This is a genomic window from Synechococcus sp. BO 8801, assembly GCF_002252675.1.
Taxonomy (GTDB): domain Bacteria; phylum Cyanobacteriota; class Cyanobacteriia; order PCC-6307; family Cyanobiaceae; genus Cyanobium.
The window spans coordinates 26,615-42,404 of sequence record NZ_NQKY01000024.1; the positions used below are offsets into that span (position 1 = coordinate 26,615).

Genomic DNA, 15,790 nt, shown 5'->3' on the forward strand with positions numbered 1-15,790 from the left:
CGCAAACCGAAACATCGCCAGAGAGGCGCTCACCGGCTGAAGTGGGCCTTGGCGTCGTAGAGGGCTTCGGCATCGATCCTCTCCAGGCCCCGTTCGCGGGCGAAGGCTTCGGTGTTCTTGCGCACCTTGCCCCGCACGAAGAAGGGAATCTTGGCGAGTTCGGCCTCACCATCGGCGGTCCAGAGGCTTTCGAGGGCCTCTCGGACGGCGGCGCCGGCGGTGGTGGTGCCGGGTGCCGGCCCTGTGGTGGCTGTGGTGGCCGGGGCTGGCGTCGGGACCGTGGCCGTGGCCGTGGAGCCCTCCTGGTCGGCGCCCGAAGCCGCCGCCGGTGCGCCGTCACCGAGGTGGCTGCGGTGGCCGTCGACGAACTCGAAGTCGTGGCGGAACATCCCGATCAGGTGCTCCTCCAGGCCCATCATCAGCGGGTGCACCCAGGAGTCGAAGATCACGTTGGCCCCCTCCCAGCCCATCTGGGGGGAGTAGCGGGCCGGCACGTCCTGGACATGCAGGGGGGCGCTGATGACGGCACAGGGCAGCCCCAGCCGCTTGGCGCTGTGGCGCTCCATCTGGGTGCCGAGCACCAGCTCCGCGGCCGCCTCGGCCATGGCCTTCTCCACCACGAGGTAGTCGTCGGTGATCAGGGCCTCCAGGCCCAGCTCGGCAGCGGCGGCCCGCACCTCCCGGGCCTGCTCCCGGCTGTAGCTGCCCAGGCCCACCACCTGGAAGCCCAGTTCCCTGGAGGCGATCCGGGCGGCGGCGATGGCGTGGGTGGCATCGGCGAAGATGAACACCCGCTTGCCGGTGAGGTAGGTGGAATCCACCGACTTGGAATACCAGGGCAGCCGCGAACGGCGTTCCGCCTCGCTCGGCTGACCCTCCACCTCCTGCAGCTCGGCCGGAAGGGCCAGATCAAGCACCCCGTGCAGCTCCCGCAGGAAGGTGGCGGTGGCGCCGATTCCGATCGGCACCGTGCGCACCACCGGGGTGCCGAAGCTGCGCTCCAGCCAGCTGCACACAGGGCCGGCCACCTCGGGGTAGAGGCAGACATTGGCGTCCGCCGTGGGGATGCGCTCCAGGTCGGCGGGCCGGGCGCCCAGCGGGGCCACCACCGAAACATCGATGCCGTGCTCGGCCAGCAGCCGGGTGATCTCCAGCACGTCGTCCCGGCAGCGGAAGCCCAGCAGGCTGGGGCCCAGCAGGTTGACCCGGGGCCGGCGACCCTGGTCGCGCCAGCGGGACGGGGACGGCTTGGGGGTGCCCGGAGCCGGCAGCTGGGGCTTGAGCAGGGTGCGCACCAGCTGGTAGAAGGTCTCGGCGGCGCCCCAGTTCTCCTTCTTGGAGTAGGCCGGCAGCTCCAGGTTCACCATCGGCACCCCCAGGTTCATGCCGGCGGCCAGGGCGCCGGGCTGGTCCTGGATCAGCTCGGCGGTGCAGCTCTCGCCCACCAGCAGCGCCTCGGGCTGGAAGCGCTCGACGGCCTGGCGGATCGAGCGCTGCACCAGCTCGGCGGTGTCACCGCCCAGATCCCTGGCCTGGAACGTGGTGTAGGTGACGGGGGGCCGCAGGCCCCGCCGCTCGATCATCGTGAACAGCAGGTCGGCGTAGGTGTCGCCCTGGGGGGCATGGAGCACGTAATGCACCCCCTCCATGGAGGTGGCGATGCGCATGGCACCCACGTGGGGGGGGCCTTCGTAGGTCCAGAGGGTCAGTTCCATGGGGGTGTCAGGAGAGCTGCAGCACGGCCCGGCGCCGCAGGGGACGGGCAAAGAGTTCGGCCAGTTCACCGGCCTGGTCGCAGCCGTGGATCGGGCTGAACACCAGCTCGATCGACCACTTGGTGGCGATGCCCTCGGCCTCGAGGGGATTGGCCAGCCCCAGGCCGCAGAGCACCAGGTCGGGGCGGGCGGCCCGCACCCGCTCCAGCTGCAGGTCCACGTCCTGGCCCTCGCTGAGCTGGGTGGCGGGGGGCAGCAGGGCCAGGTCGGCGGCCATCAGCTGGCGGTCGAGGTAGGGGGTGCCCACCTCCACCAGCTCCATGCCGCATTCCCGGGACAGAAAGCGGGCCAGGGGGATCTCCATCTGGGAGTCGGGCAGCAGGAACAGCCGCTTGCCGGCGAGCACCTCCCGGTGGGGCTCCAGGGCGCGGCGCCCCCGCTCCACCAGGGGGTCGAGCACGGCGTTGAAGCGGTCGTCGGGCACGCCGAAGGCATGGGCGGCGGCGGCCATCCAGTCGCGGCTGCCCTCGACGCCGAAGGGATAGGGGGCACTCAGCAGGGTGGCGCCCCGGTGCTGCAGCGCCCGGGCGGTGGCACTCAGGAAGGGCTGGGCGAGCAGCACCCGCGTCCCCTTGCCCACGGGGGGAAGATCGGTGGAGCGCCGCGGCGGCAGGCTGCGGACCGTGGTGATGCCCAGCCGCTCGAAGATCAGCCGGAAGCGATCCTCCACCGCATCGGCCAGGGTGCCCACGATCAGCAGCTGCTCCTCATCGGAGGAGGGCAGCAGGGGGAGCATGGCCAGCAGGGCGTTGTCCTCCCCCTGGGTGAAGGTGGTCTCGATGCCGCTGCCGGAGTAGTTCAGCACCCGCACCCGACCGACGAGCTGGGTGTTGAGGCGTTCGGCCGCCTTGGCCAGGTCGAGCTTGATCACCTCGCTGGGGCAGGAGCCCACCAGGAAGAGGGTGCGGATCTCGGGCCGGCGCTCCAGCAGATCCTTCACCAGCCGGTCCAGTTCCTCGTTGGCATCGGCCAGACCCGCCAGGTCCCGTTCACCCAGGATCGCCGTGCCGAAGCGGGGTTCGGCGAAGATCATCACACCGGCCGCCGACTGGATCAGGTGGGCGCAGGTGCGGGAGCCCACCACCAGGAAAAAGGCGTCGGGCATGCGGCGGTGCAGCCAGACGATGGAGGTGAGGCCGCAGAACACTTCCCGCTGGCCGCTCTCCTTGAGAATGTCGCTGGGGCCAGCCCCGGGGATGGCGCCGGTGGGAGGCTGAACCGGTGGAGCGGATACACCCATGGAGGGGATCGCCAGGTATGGAGCCTCCATGGGTTAGCGGGGACGGTGGGGTCCGCGCCCGACTGCGTTACATCTTTTCGGGATCGTGTGCGGATTCCCGCGCTCAGAGGCGGCGGCGGAATCCCTCTCCGAAGCCGATGCTGCGCTCCTCCCGCTCGCCATCGGCGCTGCGGCTCAGCTTCCACACGTTGCGCCCCAGGCGGCGGGCCGTGAGTCCGCCCCGCTCCACCAGCGCGGCCCCCGGCCGGGCCCCCATCAGCTGGGTGACCTCGGCGGTGCTGAGGGGAGCGCCGGTGCGGATGGCCAGGTCGGTGATCTCGAGCCGCTGGCGCAGGGCCGCCAGGTCGACCGGGTGATCCGCCTCGGCGGCATCCTTCCAGTCGGCGAAACCGTCCCCGATGTCGCCGCCCATGCGGCGCATCAGGCCGAGGCCGATGAAGGCGAGGGCCTGCTCCGGCCGCACTCCCTCATCGAGCGCCCGGGTGATCCATTCGGACACCGTGTCCTGGTCGAGGGGATGGCGCAGGGGCTGGGTCTCGCTGGCCACCCCGGGGGCGGAGGAGCCGTCGGCAGTGACGCCAGGAGTGGCAGAAGCGGTGCGCCGGGTGGCCATGGTCGCGCCTGGAAAGGTTGAACTGGAAGGTATCGGTTGCCTTCGGAGTCGCAAGGGTCCGGACGTCATGAATCACGATGGAAAGAAGGCATCCATTCGTGTCTCCATCCGGGCGCGGCGCGGCGCTTCCTTCCGTCCCCATGGACCGCTCACTCCATCGGCCCTGCGACCAGGCACCCACCCACCGGGGCGACATGGCGGACCCACGGGAGGATCCCGTCGAGATCGCCCCCGGTGTGTGGTGGGTGGGGGTGCGGCTGGCCCACGACCACTTCCAGTGCCACACCTATTTCATTGCCAACGGTTCGGACGGGGTTCTGATCGATCCGGGTTCACCGCTCACCATCGAGGGAACCCTGGCCAAGCTGCGCGCCATCACCGATCTCGACGCGATCCGCTGGCTCGTCTGTCACCATTCCGACCCCGACATCTGCGCCGCCCTGCCCCGGCTTGGGGAGGTGCTGACGCGGCCTGACGTGCAGGTGGTCACGGAATGGCGCGCCAACGCCCTGATCCGCCATTACGGCCATGGGTTCTCCACCTATCTGGTGGAGCAGCACGGCTGGTGCCTGCCCCTGGCGGGGGATCGGCGGCTGGAGTTCCAGCTGACGCCTTACCTCCACTTCCCCGGGGCGATGGTGTCCCATGACAGCGCCACCGGCACCCTGTTCTCCTCCGACCTGTTCGGCGGCTTCGTCCCCGACAGCAACGTGCTGGAGTCTGACGATGCCGCCTACATCATCGAGAACGCCCGGCCCTTCCACCAGCACTACATGCCCAGCCGGGAGCTGCTCAGTGCCGGCCTGGCCCGCATCCGCACCCGCTGGAGCCGCATCGAGCGGATCGCCCCCCAGCATGGCCACATCGTTCCCGCCGCCATCGTCGATCAGGTCTTCAGCGCCCTCGGCGCCATGGAATGCGGCGTCTACTGCCTGGCCGACGCCGACCTCGACCTCAAGCGCCTGCTGCGCATCGCCGAGGCCCGGCGGCGTCTCCAGGAGGCCCTGATCCACCAGGGCACGCCCCTGGGGATGGTCCGCGCCATCGGCCACATCCTCGAATCGGCCGGCCAGGCCAGCAGGTGCGAACTGGCCGTGCTGATGCCCGGTGACGGCTGGACCACCTGGTCCACCGAGGCGGACCAGCCCGAACGGCGCCAGCCGACCCCCGGCTGGCACCAGATCTGCCTGATCGGCGAGCCCGCCATGGTGCTGGCCATCCGCGGTCGTGGCGCAGCCCCGCCGTTCGACCCCGACATGGAGCGGATGGTGCGGGAGTTCGCCGAGTCGATGCGCCCCTGGGTGGAGCACCTCCTGGAGGATCAGCGCCATGCCCACGAGGTGGCCATCCTCAACACCGCCGCCCTCTGTGATCCGCTCACGGGCCTGGCCAACCGCCGCGCCCTCGACGCATCGCCGCTTCCCGCCAGCTACGCCCTGATCGAGCTGGATCTGGACCATTTCAAGCAGGTCAACGACAGCTTCGGCCACGACGCCGGCGACCGGGTGCTGCGGCAGGTGGCGCGGGTGCTGCGGGAGTCGGTGCGGGAGCAGGACCAGACCTTCCGCCTCGGCGGCGAGGAATTCCTGGTGCTGCTGCCGGAGGCCGACCGGGCCACGGCCCTGCGGGTGGCCGAGCGGATCCGGCTCTCAATGCACCGGCTCGATCTCGCGGGGGACGCCCCGGGCGGACGCCTGACGGTCAGCCTGGGGGTGAGCACGACGGCGGCCGAGCCGGCGGCCGATTTCCCCCGCCTGATGGAGCTGGCCGACCGGGCCCTCTATGCCGCCAAGGCCGCCGGCCGCGACCGGGTCTGGGTCGCCGACGGTCTCGCCCTCAGCAGCCGCTAGGCCGGAACCGGCCGCCAGCGCCCCGCCCGGGAGTACCCTCCCCTTCTGGACTGCCCCTGGCGGCGGCCAGGGATCCCGGCGCTTCAACCACCCCGGGGATCGCAACGACCGTTTGTTCCGGGGGTTGGCGCCTCGCGCCGTGATGGATTCGCAGAGTGCCCGTTCCTTCCTTCGCGACGACCGGTCGGACGCCCGCAGGAAGGCGGCGAGTCTGCGGATCACGGGCACCGATGTGAGCGGCGAGGCCTCCGGGGCCAGCTGCGTGATCACCACCGACAGCGAAGGCCGGCGGCTGGCGCGCCAGTCGAGCCACGTGCAGTCGATCGAACTGCGCACCTACGTCTTCCTGGATTCCCTCCAGCCCCAGCTGGCGTCGTACATGGGCACGGTGTCCCATGGCTTCCTGCCGATCCCCGGCGATGCCTGCCTCTGGCTGGAGGTGTCACCGGGGATGGCGGTGCACCGGGTCACCGACATCGCCCTCAAGGCCAGCACCGTGCGGCTCGGCCAGATGGTGGTGGAGCGGGCCTTCGGCTCCCTGGCCCTCTACCACCGGGACCAGAGCAACGTCCTCCACTCCGGCGACGTGGTCCTGGAGGCGATCGGCAGCCGGGTGGAGCTGCGCAGCCGCTGCGAGGTCACCTGGACCGAGATCATCCGGGCGATCACCCCCGACCACGCCGTGCTGATCAACCGCCAGAACCGCCGCGGCTCGATGATCCAGGCCGGGATGAGCATGTTCATCCTCGAGACCGAACCGGCGGGCTACGTGCTGATCGCCGCCAACGAAGCCGAGAAGAGCTCCAACATCACCGTGGTGGACGTCAAGGCGGTGGGGGCCTTCGGCCGCCTCACCCTGGCGGGCAAGGAGGGCGACGTGGAGGAGGCCGCCGCCGCCGCCATGCGCGCCGTGGCCCAGATCAATGCCGGCTCCCGCAGCTGAGCGTCAGCGGCCCGGCACCCGGCTGGCTCAGGCCAGCCCCAGCAGCCGCTTGAGGCCCGGGGCCATCGCCCGGGCCGCCTTGCCGCGGCTGCCGAGCTTGCTCCTGAGGTGCTCGCCCATCGCGGCATAGCTGCAGCCCGCCTCCCGCACATGGAAGATCGGGTCATAGCCGCCGCCATGGCCGGAGGGCTCCCGCAGGATCAGCCCCCGGCAGACCCCCTCCGACTCCAGCACCACCGCACCGGTGGGATCGGCCAGGGCCATGGCGCTGACGAAGCTGCCGCCCCGGTAGAGGGAATCGCCCAGTTCGTGCAGCAGTCGGTGGATCTTCTCGTGATCCGTGGGGGCGTAGCGCGCCGAAAACAGGCCGGGGCGGCCGTCGAGGGCATCCACCTCCAGGCCGGAATCGTCGGCCAGCGACCAGGAGCCCGTGAGCGAAGCCACCGTGGAGGCCTTGAGGCGGGCATTCTCCGCGTAGGTGAGGCCCGTCTCCTCGATCTCCAGATCCCTGGGCTGCTGCCGCACCTCCAGACCCACCTCCGGACCGACCCCCTCGAGCATGGCCGTGATCTCGGCCACCTTGTGGGGGTTGCCGCTGGCGATCACCAGGACCGGGGGGGAAGGGGAAAGGGACAAGCCGGGCCCACGGGGGGCCCCATTGTGGTGCAGAGGGGTGCTGGCTGGGCGGTGAAGGGGTGGGGCAGGACGGGTTGAACATTCCACCCCCGGAAAACTCCAGGGTTCCTGCCCCGGGCGGACGATAGGGAATTCGCTCGCGATCGGACGGACGGGCGGAGCAACATTGCGCGACCGGTGACGGTTGGCGGCCGGATTCGCCCTTAGGTTGCCTCCACCCTTTGGGCGCCGGAGGGCGATGCAGTCGAGCCTGGTCCTACAGAACCTTCTCTCCGCGCCGGTTCTCTTCTTCTTTCTGGGAATCCTGGGGGTGCTGGTGGGCTCCGACCTGGAGATCCCCTCGCCGCTGCCCAAGCTCTTTTCCCTCTATCTGCTGCTGGCGATCGGCTTCAAGGGGGGCATGGAGCTGGCCCACAGCGGCCTGGGCCCCCAGGTGCTGCTGACGGTCGGGGCGGCGGTGGCGATGTCGCTGCTGGTGCCGCTGACCAGCTTCCTGTTCCTGCGGCTGCGCCTCGACGGCTACAACGCCGCCGCCATCGCCGCCTCCTACGGCTCGATCAGCGCCGTCACCTTCATCACCGCCGAGAGCTTCCTCAACGTCGTCGAGGTGAATTTCGACGGCTTCATGGTGGCGGCCCTGGCCCTGATGGAATCGCCGGCGATCGTGGTGGGGGTGATCCTGGCCAGGCTCTCGGCCCCCGCGGAGGATGCGGAAATGGCCGGAGAGCAGCAGAACGGCGGCGGCAGTCTGCGCTGGCGGGAGATTCTCCAGGAGGCCTTTCTCAACGGCTCGGTCTACCTGCTGATCGGCAGCCTGGTGATCGGTTATGTGGTGGCGGCCTTCAGTCCGGCGGGTCTGGCGAAGATGGATCCCTTCACCGAGAAACTCTTCTACGGAGCCCTCTGTTTCTTCCTGCTCGACATGGGCATCGTGGCGGCCCAGCGGCTGCGGGACCTGAAGCAGGCGGGGGCCTTCCTGATCGGTTTCTCCCTGCTGGCCCCTCCCCTGCACGCCCTGCTGGGGCTGCTGGTGAGCGTTCTGCTGGGGCTGGGGCAGGGCAACACCCTGCTGTTCATGGTGCTCTGCGCCAGCGCCTCCTACATCGCCGTGCCGGCGGCGATGCGCATGACCGTCCCGCAGGCGAACCCCAGCCTCTACATCTCCACCGCCCTGGGACTCACCTTCCCCTTCAATGTGGTGATCGGGATTCCCCTCTACATGGCGTTGACCCGCCACTTCATTCCTGTCGGCTGAACCCGGCCCCCGCCGACCCTTGCCGAACCGTCGCCCCATCCCCATGAAGCGCATCGATCTCTTTCTCAGCGAACGGGAACTGAACCGTGTCTGCCGCACCATCACCACGGCCGGGGCGAAGGGCTATTCGGTGATGAAGCACGTGACGGGCATGGGCCCCTCGGGTGAGATCTCCGAAGCGATGGACTTCAGCGGGCTGGGGGCCAACGCCCACGTGATCGTGTTCGTGGAGGACGAGCTGCTCGGGGCCGTGGGCGCCGCCCTGCGGCCCCTGCTGAAGCGGTACGGGGGGGTCGGGTTCGTCTCCAGCGCCGAGCCGCTCTGAGCCTCCTGGAGGGGCCTGGGACCAGCAGGGGCGGCGCGCGGCGGGGCAGCGATCAACCAAGGCTTACTTTTTGTGTTGCACTGATCAGCTGCCCTTATCAGCCGATCCGGAAACCTTGATGGCCGCCAGGCTCCCAATCGCTTGACGGAGGGTTTGACGGAGGAGCAAGGTTGCACACGAACATTCCACCCCCCTCCTCCAGGAGCAGGTAATGGCAAACGAAACCATGGGCATCGCCCTCGGCATGATCGAGACACGCGGTCTGGTGCCCGCCATCGAAGCGGCTGACGCCATGACCAAAGCCGCCGAGGTGCGCCTCATCGGTCGCGAATTCGTCGGAGGCGGCTACGTGACCGTCCTGGTGCGGGGTGAAACCGGTGCCGTGAACGCCGCCGTCCGTGCCGGCGCCGATGCCTGCGAGCGGGTGGGCGACGGCCTGGTGGCCGCCCACATCATCGCCCGTCCCCACCGTGAAGTGGAGCCGGCGCTGAACAGCAGCTTCGGCCTGGGATCGAAGGACTGAGCGGTCAGCTGACCCTCTGAGTTTTCCATCCGAACCCATCCGAACAATCCCATGAGCAAGAAGTACGACGCCGGGGTCAAGGAGTACCGCGACACTTACTGGACTCCCGATTACGTCCCCCTCGACACCGACCTGCTGGCCTGCTTCAAGTGCACCGGCCAGGAAGGTGTGCCCAAGGAAGAGGTGGCTGCCGCCGTGGCCGCCGAGTCCTCCACCGGCACCTGGTCCACCGTGTGGTCCGAGCTCCTCACCGATCTCGACTTCTACAAGGGCCGCTGCTACCGCATCGAAGACGTCCCTGGTGACAAGGAGTCCTTCTACGCGTTCATCGCCTACCCCCTCGACCTGTTCGAGGAAGGCTCGGTGACCAACGTGCTCACCTCCCTGGTGGGCAACGTGTTCGGCTTCAAGGCCCTGCGTCACCTGCGTCTGGAAGACATCCGCTTCCCGATGGCCTTCATCAAGACCTGCCCCGGCCCGCCGAACGGCATCCACGTCGAACGCGACCGGATGAACAAGTACGGCCGTCCCCTGCTGGGTTGCACCATCAAGCCGAAGCTCGGCCTGTCGGGCAAGAACTACGGCCGGGTGGTCTACGAATGCCTCCGCGGCGGCCTCGACTTCACCAAGGACGACGAGAACATCAACTCCCAGCCCTTCCAGCGCTGGCAGAACCGTTTCGAGTTCGTGGCTGAAGCCGTCCAGCTCGCCCAGGAAGAGACCGGCGAGAAGAAGGGGCACTACCTCAACTGCACCGCCGCCACTCCCGAGGAGATGTACGAGCGGGCCGAGTTCGCCAAGGAACTCGGGCAGCCGATCATCATGCACGACTACATCACCGGTGGCTTCACCGCCAACACCGGTCTGTCGAAGTGGTGCCGCAAGAACGGCATGCTGCTCCACATCCACCGCGCCATGCACGCGGTGATCGACCGCCATCCCAAGCACGGCATCCACTTCCGGGTGCTGGCCAAGTGCCTGCGCCTCTCCGGTGGCGACCAGCTGCACACCGGCACCGTGGTGGGCAAGCTTGAGGGTGACCGTCAGACCACCCTGGGCTTCATCGACCAGCTGCGCGAATCCTTCATCCCCGAAGACCGCACCCGCGGCAACTTCTTCGATCAGGACTGGGGTTCGATGCCCGGCGTCTTCGCCGTGGCCTCCGGCGGCATCCACGTGTGGCACATGCCCGCCCTGGTCGCCATCTTCGGTGACGACTCCGTGCTCCAGTTCGGTGGTGGCACCCACGGTCACCCCTGGGGTTCGGCCGCCGGCGCCGCCGCCAACCGGGTGGCCCTCGAAGCCTGCGTCAAGGCCCGCAACGCCGGCCGCGAGATCGAGAAGGAAGGCCGCGACATCCTCACGGAAGCCGCCAAGCACAGCCCCGAGCTGGCCATCGCCCTCGAGACCTGGAAGGAAATCAAGTTCGAGTTCGACACCGTCGACAAGCTCGACGTCGGCTGATCCGACACCACGGCCCCATGCCCTGCCACCGCTGACCGAGGGTGCTTCCACCCAAGGTCGGCGGGGCCGGGTTCCCCAACCCATTTCCCACAAGGATCCCCATGCCCTTCAAGAGCACCGTGGGTGACTATCAAACAGTCGCCACCCTGGAGACCTTCGGCTTCCTCCCGCCGATGACCCAGGACGAGATCTACGACCAGATCGCCTACATCATTGCCCAGGGCTGGAGCCCCCTGGTCGAGCACGTCCACCCCAGCCGCTCCATGGCCACCTACTGGTCGTTCTGGAAGCTGCCCTTCTTCGGTGAGAAGGATCTCGGTGTGATCGTCAACGAACTGGAGTCCTGCCACCGGGCCTACCCCGACCACCACGTGCGCCTCGTCGGTTACGACGCCTACACCCAGAGCCAGGGCGCCTGCTTCGTCGTGTTCGAAGGCCGCTGATCCAGCGACCACAGCGGATCCCGGCCGGCGGTCGGGATCCATCACTTTTGATCATCCATTCACGGGGCGGACATGGCCAGAACCACCAGTCGGGAAGCAGCACTGGAGCGCCGCAAGGCCCTCACCAACGGCGGCAAGAAAGCCTCCGCCCAGTTCATGTCCTCCCCGGGACGGGTGCGCACGGCCGCTGATGCCCAGCGCACCCGCACCGAAACGGTGAGTGCCGCCCCGGCTGCAGCGGCTCCGGCCCCGACGCCCCAGCGCACCGCCCCCACGGCGCGGCGCGGTGGTGCCTCCTCCCTGACCTCCTCCTCGGCTTACGGCCATCGCAGCAACGCCAAGCCGTTGGCGAACCCCAGCCGGAACCTGGTGCTGGAGCGCCGTGAGGCCCTCTCCCGCCGCGGCAAGCGGGCCGACACCTCCAGTGACCGCACCCGCCAGGAGGTGATGCGCGCCACCAAGGCCAGCGCCCCCGCCACCACGGTCGCGGCCCCCACCCCGGCCCCCGCCGCCGCCGCCACCCCTTCGTCCTCCGGTCTTGGCGCGTCCCTGGCCAACCGCCAATCGCGCAATGGCGAGCGCCGCAACGGCACCCCCAAGCGCACCGCCCAGCACAACCCCAGCCGGGCCATCGTCATGGCCCGCCGCGAAGCCCTCTCCAAACGGGGCAAGTCCGCCAGCGCCCCCACCAGCTCCGTCGCCGCCTCGGTGGCCCGCCAGTCCAACCCGGACATGAGCAGCCGCGAGCTGGCCCAGAAGGTGCGTGAGCTCAAGTGCAAGGTCGGCTCCGCCGGCAGCTCCCGCAGCGGCGGCTCCCGCCCCACCGGCCCCCGCCGCGGCCAGGCCAAGATCGAGGCCGCCGCCGATGCCCACTGGAAAGTCGGCGTGAGCGAGACGGTCCGGGGCCAAGTGGTCACCGGCACCCAGGCCAACCGCTCCCTCAAGACCACCGGCAACGAGGCCAGCACCTGCCGTCCCGTGACCGGCACCGAGTACCTGGGTGCCGAGATCTTCCGCACCTTCTGCCAGAGCGATCCCACCCCCCTGCAGCCCGCCAAGGTGCGGGTCAGCGCCACCACCCACGGCAACCGGGTGACGGGCAACGAGGTGGGCCGTTCCGAGAAGGTCACCGGCGACGAGCCCGGCACCTGCAAGAACGTCACCGGCACCGAGTACATCTCCGCCAACCAGAGCGCCGCCTGGTGCGGCACCACCAGCCCCTCCCCCCGCAAGGTGGGCCTGACCCGCACCACCGCGGGCCGGCCGGTCTCCGGCGTGATCGTGGAACGCTCCGAGCGGGTCACCGGCAACGAGCCCGGCGCCAATCGCCAGCTCACCGGCACCCAGTACGTGGGTGACCAGTCGGAAGTGCCCGGCCGCGCCCCGGCCAAGGTCAGCAGCCTGCACACCCTGCGGGGCACCGGCATCACCGGCACCCATGTGGGCCGCAGCGAGCACGTCACCGGCGACGAACCGGGCTCCTGCCGCCTGGTCACCGGCGACGAATACATCGGCACCCAGCAGTACGAACAGTTCTGCGGCACCAAACCGGCTCCGGAAGCCGCCAAGGTGGGCTTCAGCGTCACCAACAAGGCGATGGTGGTGAGCGGCACCCGCACCGGCCGCTCCGAGAAGGTCACCGGCGATGAGCCCGGCACCTGCAAGGCCGTCACCGGCACCCCCTACGCCGGCATGGAGCAGGCCGGCACCTGGTGCTCCTCCAACAAGGTGGCCGAGATCCGCCAGCGCACCCCGGTGCGCATGGGCACCGTGATGACCGGGATTCAGCCCGGCATCGGCGGTGTCATGACCGGCGCCGAGCGCGGCGCCTGCGAGGACATCACCGGCACGCCCTACATCGGCGGTGACCAGCTGAACGAGGCCTGCGGCGCCGCCACCAGCCAGGACGCCGATTTTCCCCAGCCCCTCAGCGCCCAGCCCTGGCAGCAGTTCAGCGTCCAGTCCCCGGCCCGGGCTGCCCAGAGCTCCCGCCAGCGCCCCGGTGGCGTCACCGGCAACAGCTACGAGCAGGGCAACCGCATCACCGGCCCCTTTGACATGGCCGCCGACAAGGTGACCGGCACCGAGCAGTTCCGCTTCGACCGTCCCGGCCAGGAGCGGGTGCGCCTGCGCCAGCCGGCGGCCGCAGCTGCGGTGACCGTCGATGAGGACGCCCGTCCCACCTCCCGCGTCACCGGCGAGGGCATCTCCGCCGGCCTCAACATCACCGGCGACGACTGGGATCGGGGCAAGCACGTCACCGGCACCGAAGGGGCCTCGGCCCGCCGTCGCAACCCCAGCCGCGTCGGCCCGATGTCGGCGATGCCCGGCTTCCAGAACAAGCGCAACGAGGCGCTGCCCGAGCCCACCAACAAGATCACCGGATCCAGCGGCAGCACCAGCGCCGGCTCCCTGATCACGGTCTCCGGCGGAGCCCGCGGCTGAACCCCTGATGCCCCGCCGCCCGGCCCCCACGATCCGTCCCCTCGCTCCGAGAGCCCCCCGGCGCCGTCCCGATGCCCCCTCCGGCGCCGATCTCTCCCGGCGCCTGGCGGCGGTGCGGCTCGGCCAGGGAACCACCGCCAGCGCCCATCCGCTCACCGACCACGCGGCCAACGCCGCCCTGGAGAGCTACGACCGTGGCGTCAAGGACGCCTTCGACCGGATCGTGCCCGTGCTCAAGCGGCTCTCCGCCCTCCAGCACGAGGATGACTTCGTCGAGCGGGCCCAGGCCCTGGCCCAGGCGGAGCTGGGCTTCAGCCTGCCCCTGCCGATCCTGGAGAAGGCCTGGGTCAGCCAGCTCGACATGCGCAGCCTGTTCGCCTGGTGCGTCTTCGAGACCTACGAACAGACCAGCGACGGCTTCTTCCGCGACGATCCGCTGCACGGCCAGCCCGGCAGCGCCGCCGCCGAGGACTTCGACGCCTTCCTGCTCTCCTGCGGCTTCCACCTGCTGGATGTGACCCCCTGCGCCGATGGTCGCCTGGCCCATGCCATCGCCTTCGCCCTGCGGCTGCCCTTCAGCTCGGTGCGGCGCCGTCCCCATGCCGGGGCCCTGTTCGATGTGGAGAACACGGTCAACCGCTGGGTCAAGACCGAGCACCGCCGCTACCGGGAGGGCATCCCCAACCCCGCCCACGACGACACCCGTTACCTGAAGGTGGTGCTCTACCACTTCAGTTCCCTCGACCCGACCCACGAGGGCTGTGCCGCCCACGGCAGTGACGACGCCCTGGCGGCCAGCTGCGGACGCCAGCGGCTGATGGACTTCCAGCAGGCTGTGGAGAACAGCTTCTGCTGCGGCGCCTCCGTCGACCTGCTGCTGCTGGGCATCGACACCGACACCGACGCCATCCGGGTGCACGTGCCGGGCATGGACGGCAGCACCCGCCTGGATCAGTGGCTCGATGCCGCCACCGTGTATGAGGCCACGCGCCACCTGCACCCCGAAGAGGCCCGTCGCCGGATCGCCGAGCTGGCGGAAGCCGCTGCGGCCAGCACGCCGGATCCCGGCATGGTGCGCCTGATCGCCCGGCTGCTGGAGCACAACATCTCCCAGATCGACTACGTGCGCCAGTACCACGACGGCCACTACGCCGATGCGGGCCATGCCGAGCGGTTCATCGGTGTGGGCATCGGCTTCAAGGAGATCCACCTGCGCAACCTCACCTACTTCGCCTACATGGACACGGTCGAGGAGGGCGCCCCCGACATGGACGTGGGGGTGAAGATCTTCAAGGGCCTCAATGTCTCCCGGGGCCTGCCGGTGCCCGTGGTGGTGCGCTTCGACTACAACGGCAAGGTGCCCGGCGCCCGGGAGCGGGCCGTGCGCCATGCCCAGCGGGTGCAGGAGGCGATCGAGAACCGTTATCCCGACCTCTTCGCCCAGGGCCTGCTCCATGCCCTGCTGACCGTGCGTGACCAGGAGCGCCACACGCCCGCCGAAGCGGTAGGTTCCACCATCAGCCTCACCACCGCAGGAGGGCACTGACCATGTTGATCTGCAAGGTGGTCAAACCCCTGGTCTCCACCAACCGCATCCCCGATTTCGAGCACAAGCACCTGCAGGTGGTGCAGGACGGCAGCACCCAGAAGGTGGCTGTGGACGCGGTGGGCTGCATCCCGGGCGACTGGGTGATCTGCGTCGGCAGCTCCGCCGCCCGGGAGGCGGCGGGCAGCAAGTCCTATCCCAGCGACCTCACGATCGTGGGGATCATCGACCACTGGGATCCCGACGCCGGCAAGGCCACCCCGCCAGCGAGCGGCACCCCCACCGGCGGACCGGCACCCCAGGGAGGAAAGGCCTGATGGAGATCATGCAGGTCACCGGCTCCCTGGTCTGCACCCAGCGGGTGCCAGGCCTCGAGCACTGGAACCTGCGGGTGCTGCGCAGCCCCAAGGGCAAGCTCAGCGTCGCCGTCGATCCGGTCGGGGCCTCCCCCGGCAACTGGGTCTTCACCGCCAGCGGTTCGGCCGCCCGCTTCGCCTGCGGCAACCCCGAAACGCACACCGATCTCACCATCGGCGGCATCATCGACTTCTGGGAGCCGGACGGGTAGGCGCCCCTCCCATCGCCTCCACGACCGTTCCCCCTCCCCCCGTCCGTCCCATGGCCAGCCGCACCCCCCGCTCCGGTCCCGACGCCACCCCCACGCCGCCCCCGGCCCCCCCACCGGCGGCACCGTCGGCCGCTCCAGCAGCGGCAGCCGGGGCGGCGGCCGCT

Annotated in this window: 15 protein-coding genes; 11 read left to right on the plus strand and 4 right to left on the minus strand. The window is 69.7% G+C overall.

From position 1 onward, the window contains the following. Positions 1-29: 29 nt before the first annotated feature. From CJZ86_RS14190 to CJZ86_RS14200, 3 genes are all read right to left on the minus strand, one after another. A complete protein-coding gene (locus tag CJZ86_RS14190) occupies positions 30-1,715 on the minus strand; it encodes a ferredoxin:protochlorophyllide reductase (ATP-dependent) subunit B (protein WP_094586892.1) in 1,686 nt (561 codons plus the stop codon). A 7-nt stretch (positions 1,716-1,722) separates the two neighbouring features. Then, positions 1,723-3,015, minus strand: coding sequence for a ferredoxin:protochlorophyllide reductase (ATP-dependent) subunit N (locus CJZ86_RS14195; RefSeq protein WP_094586894.1), 1,293 nt, complete (start codon positions 3,013-3,015; stop codon positions 1,723-1,725). Positions 3,016-3,118: 103 nt separating this feature from the next. After that, the gene (locus CJZ86_RS14200; RefSeq protein ID WP_198960158.1) at positions 3,119-3,628 is read right to left on the minus strand and encodes a DUF8679 domain-containing protein; all 510 of its coding nucleotides are present in this window, start codon (positions 3,626-3,628) and stop codon (positions 3,119-3,121) included. A gap of 140 nt (positions 3,629-3,768) precedes the next feature. On the opposite strand from CJZ86_RS14200, the gene CJZ86_RS14205 reads away from it, so the two are divergent. Both CJZ86_RS14205 and CJZ86_RS14210 read left to right on the plus strand, forming a co-directional pair. Next, positions 3,769-5,478 carry an oxygen-binding di-iron domain-containing protein gene (locus CJZ86_RS14205; RefSeq protein ID WP_158219579.1) on the plus strand — a complete coding sequence of 570 codons (1,710 nt, stop codon included), beginning with the start codon at positions 3,769-3,771 and terminating at the stop codon, positions 5,476-5,478. Positions 5,479-5,620: 142 nt separating this feature from the next. Beyond that, positions 5,621-6,421, plus strand: a complete 801-nt coding sequence (locus tag CJZ86_RS14210) for a BMC domain-containing protein (protein WP_094586897.1) — start codon at positions 5,621-5,623, stop codon at positions 6,419-6,421. 27 nt (positions 6,422-6,448) lie between these two features. Here CJZ86_RS14210 and CJZ86_RS14215 read toward each other — a convergent pair whose 3' ends face one another. After that, positions 6,449-7,057 (minus strand): non-canonical purine NTP pyrophosphatase, encoded by a 609-nt coding sequence (locus tag CJZ86_RS14215; RefSeq protein WP_094586899.1) that lies wholly within the window; start codon positions 7,055-7,057, stop codon positions 6,449-6,451. Between the two features lie 238 nt (positions 7,058-7,295). Here CJZ86_RS14215 and CJZ86_RS14220 point away from each other — a divergent pair, with 238 nt between their 5' ends. The 9 genes from CJZ86_RS14220 (at position 7,296) to CJZ86_RS14260 (ending at position 15,626) form a co-directional block, all read left to right on the plus strand. After that, the gene (locus CJZ86_RS14220) at positions 7,296-8,312 is read left to right on the plus strand and encodes a sodium-dependent bicarbonate transport family permease (RefSeq protein WP_094586901.1); all 1,017 of its coding nucleotides are present in this window, start codon (positions 7,296-7,298) and stop codon (positions 8,310-8,312) included. Between the two features lie 43 nt (positions 8,313-8,355). Continuing rightward, positions 8,356-8,637: a P-II family nitrogen regulator gene (locus tag CJZ86_RS14225; protein ID WP_094586903.1), complete on the plus strand. Its 282-nt coding sequence runs from the start codon at positions 8,356-8,358 to the stop codon at positions 8,635-8,637. Positions 8,638-8,848: 211 nt separating this feature from the next. Then, positions 8,849-9,160, plus strand: coding sequence for an alpha-carboxysome major shell protein CsoS1 (gene csoS1, locus CJZ86_RS14230; protein ID WP_015107695.1), 312 nt, complete (start codon positions 8,849-8,851; stop codon positions 9,158-9,160). A 51-nt stretch (positions 9,161-9,211) separates the two neighbouring features. Continuing rightward, positions 9,212-10,624 (plus strand): form I ribulose bisphosphate carboxylase large subunit, encoded by a 1,413-nt coding sequence (locus CJZ86_RS14235; protein WP_015107694.1) that lies wholly within the window; start codon positions 9,212-9,214, stop codon positions 10,622-10,624. 101 nt (positions 10,625-10,725) lie between these two features. After that, entirely contained in the window at positions 10,726-11,067 is a 342-nt protein-coding gene (locus CJZ86_RS14240; RefSeq protein ID WP_094586905.1) for a ribulose bisphosphate carboxylase small subunit, read from the plus strand. Between the two features lie 72 nt (positions 11,068-11,139). Then, entirely contained in the window at positions 11,140-13,512 is a 2,373-nt protein-coding gene (csoS2, locus tag CJZ86_RS14245) for an alpha-carboxysome scaffolding protein CsoS2 (RefSeq protein WP_094586907.1), read from the plus strand. 7 nt (positions 13,513-13,519) lie between these two features. Then, positions 13,520-15,058, plus strand: coding sequence for a carboxysome shell carbonic anhydrase (locus CJZ86_RS14250; RefSeq protein WP_094586909.1), 1,539 nt, complete (start codon positions 13,520-13,522; stop codon positions 15,056-15,058). A 2-nt stretch (positions 15,059-15,060) separates the two neighbouring features. Next, entirely contained in the window at positions 15,061-15,375 is a 315-nt protein-coding gene (csoS4, locus tag CJZ86_RS14255; protein ID WP_094586911.1) for an alpha-carboxysome shell vertex protein CsoS4, read from the plus strand. Further along, positions 15,375-15,626, plus strand: a complete 252-nt coding sequence (locus CJZ86_RS14260) for a carboxysome peptide B (protein ID WP_094586913.1) — start codon at positions 15,375-15,377, stop codon at positions 15,624-15,626. Before csoS4 ends, CJZ86_RS14260 begins: the two co-directional genes overlap by 1 nt. Positions 15,627-15,790: the final 164 nt, after the last annotated feature.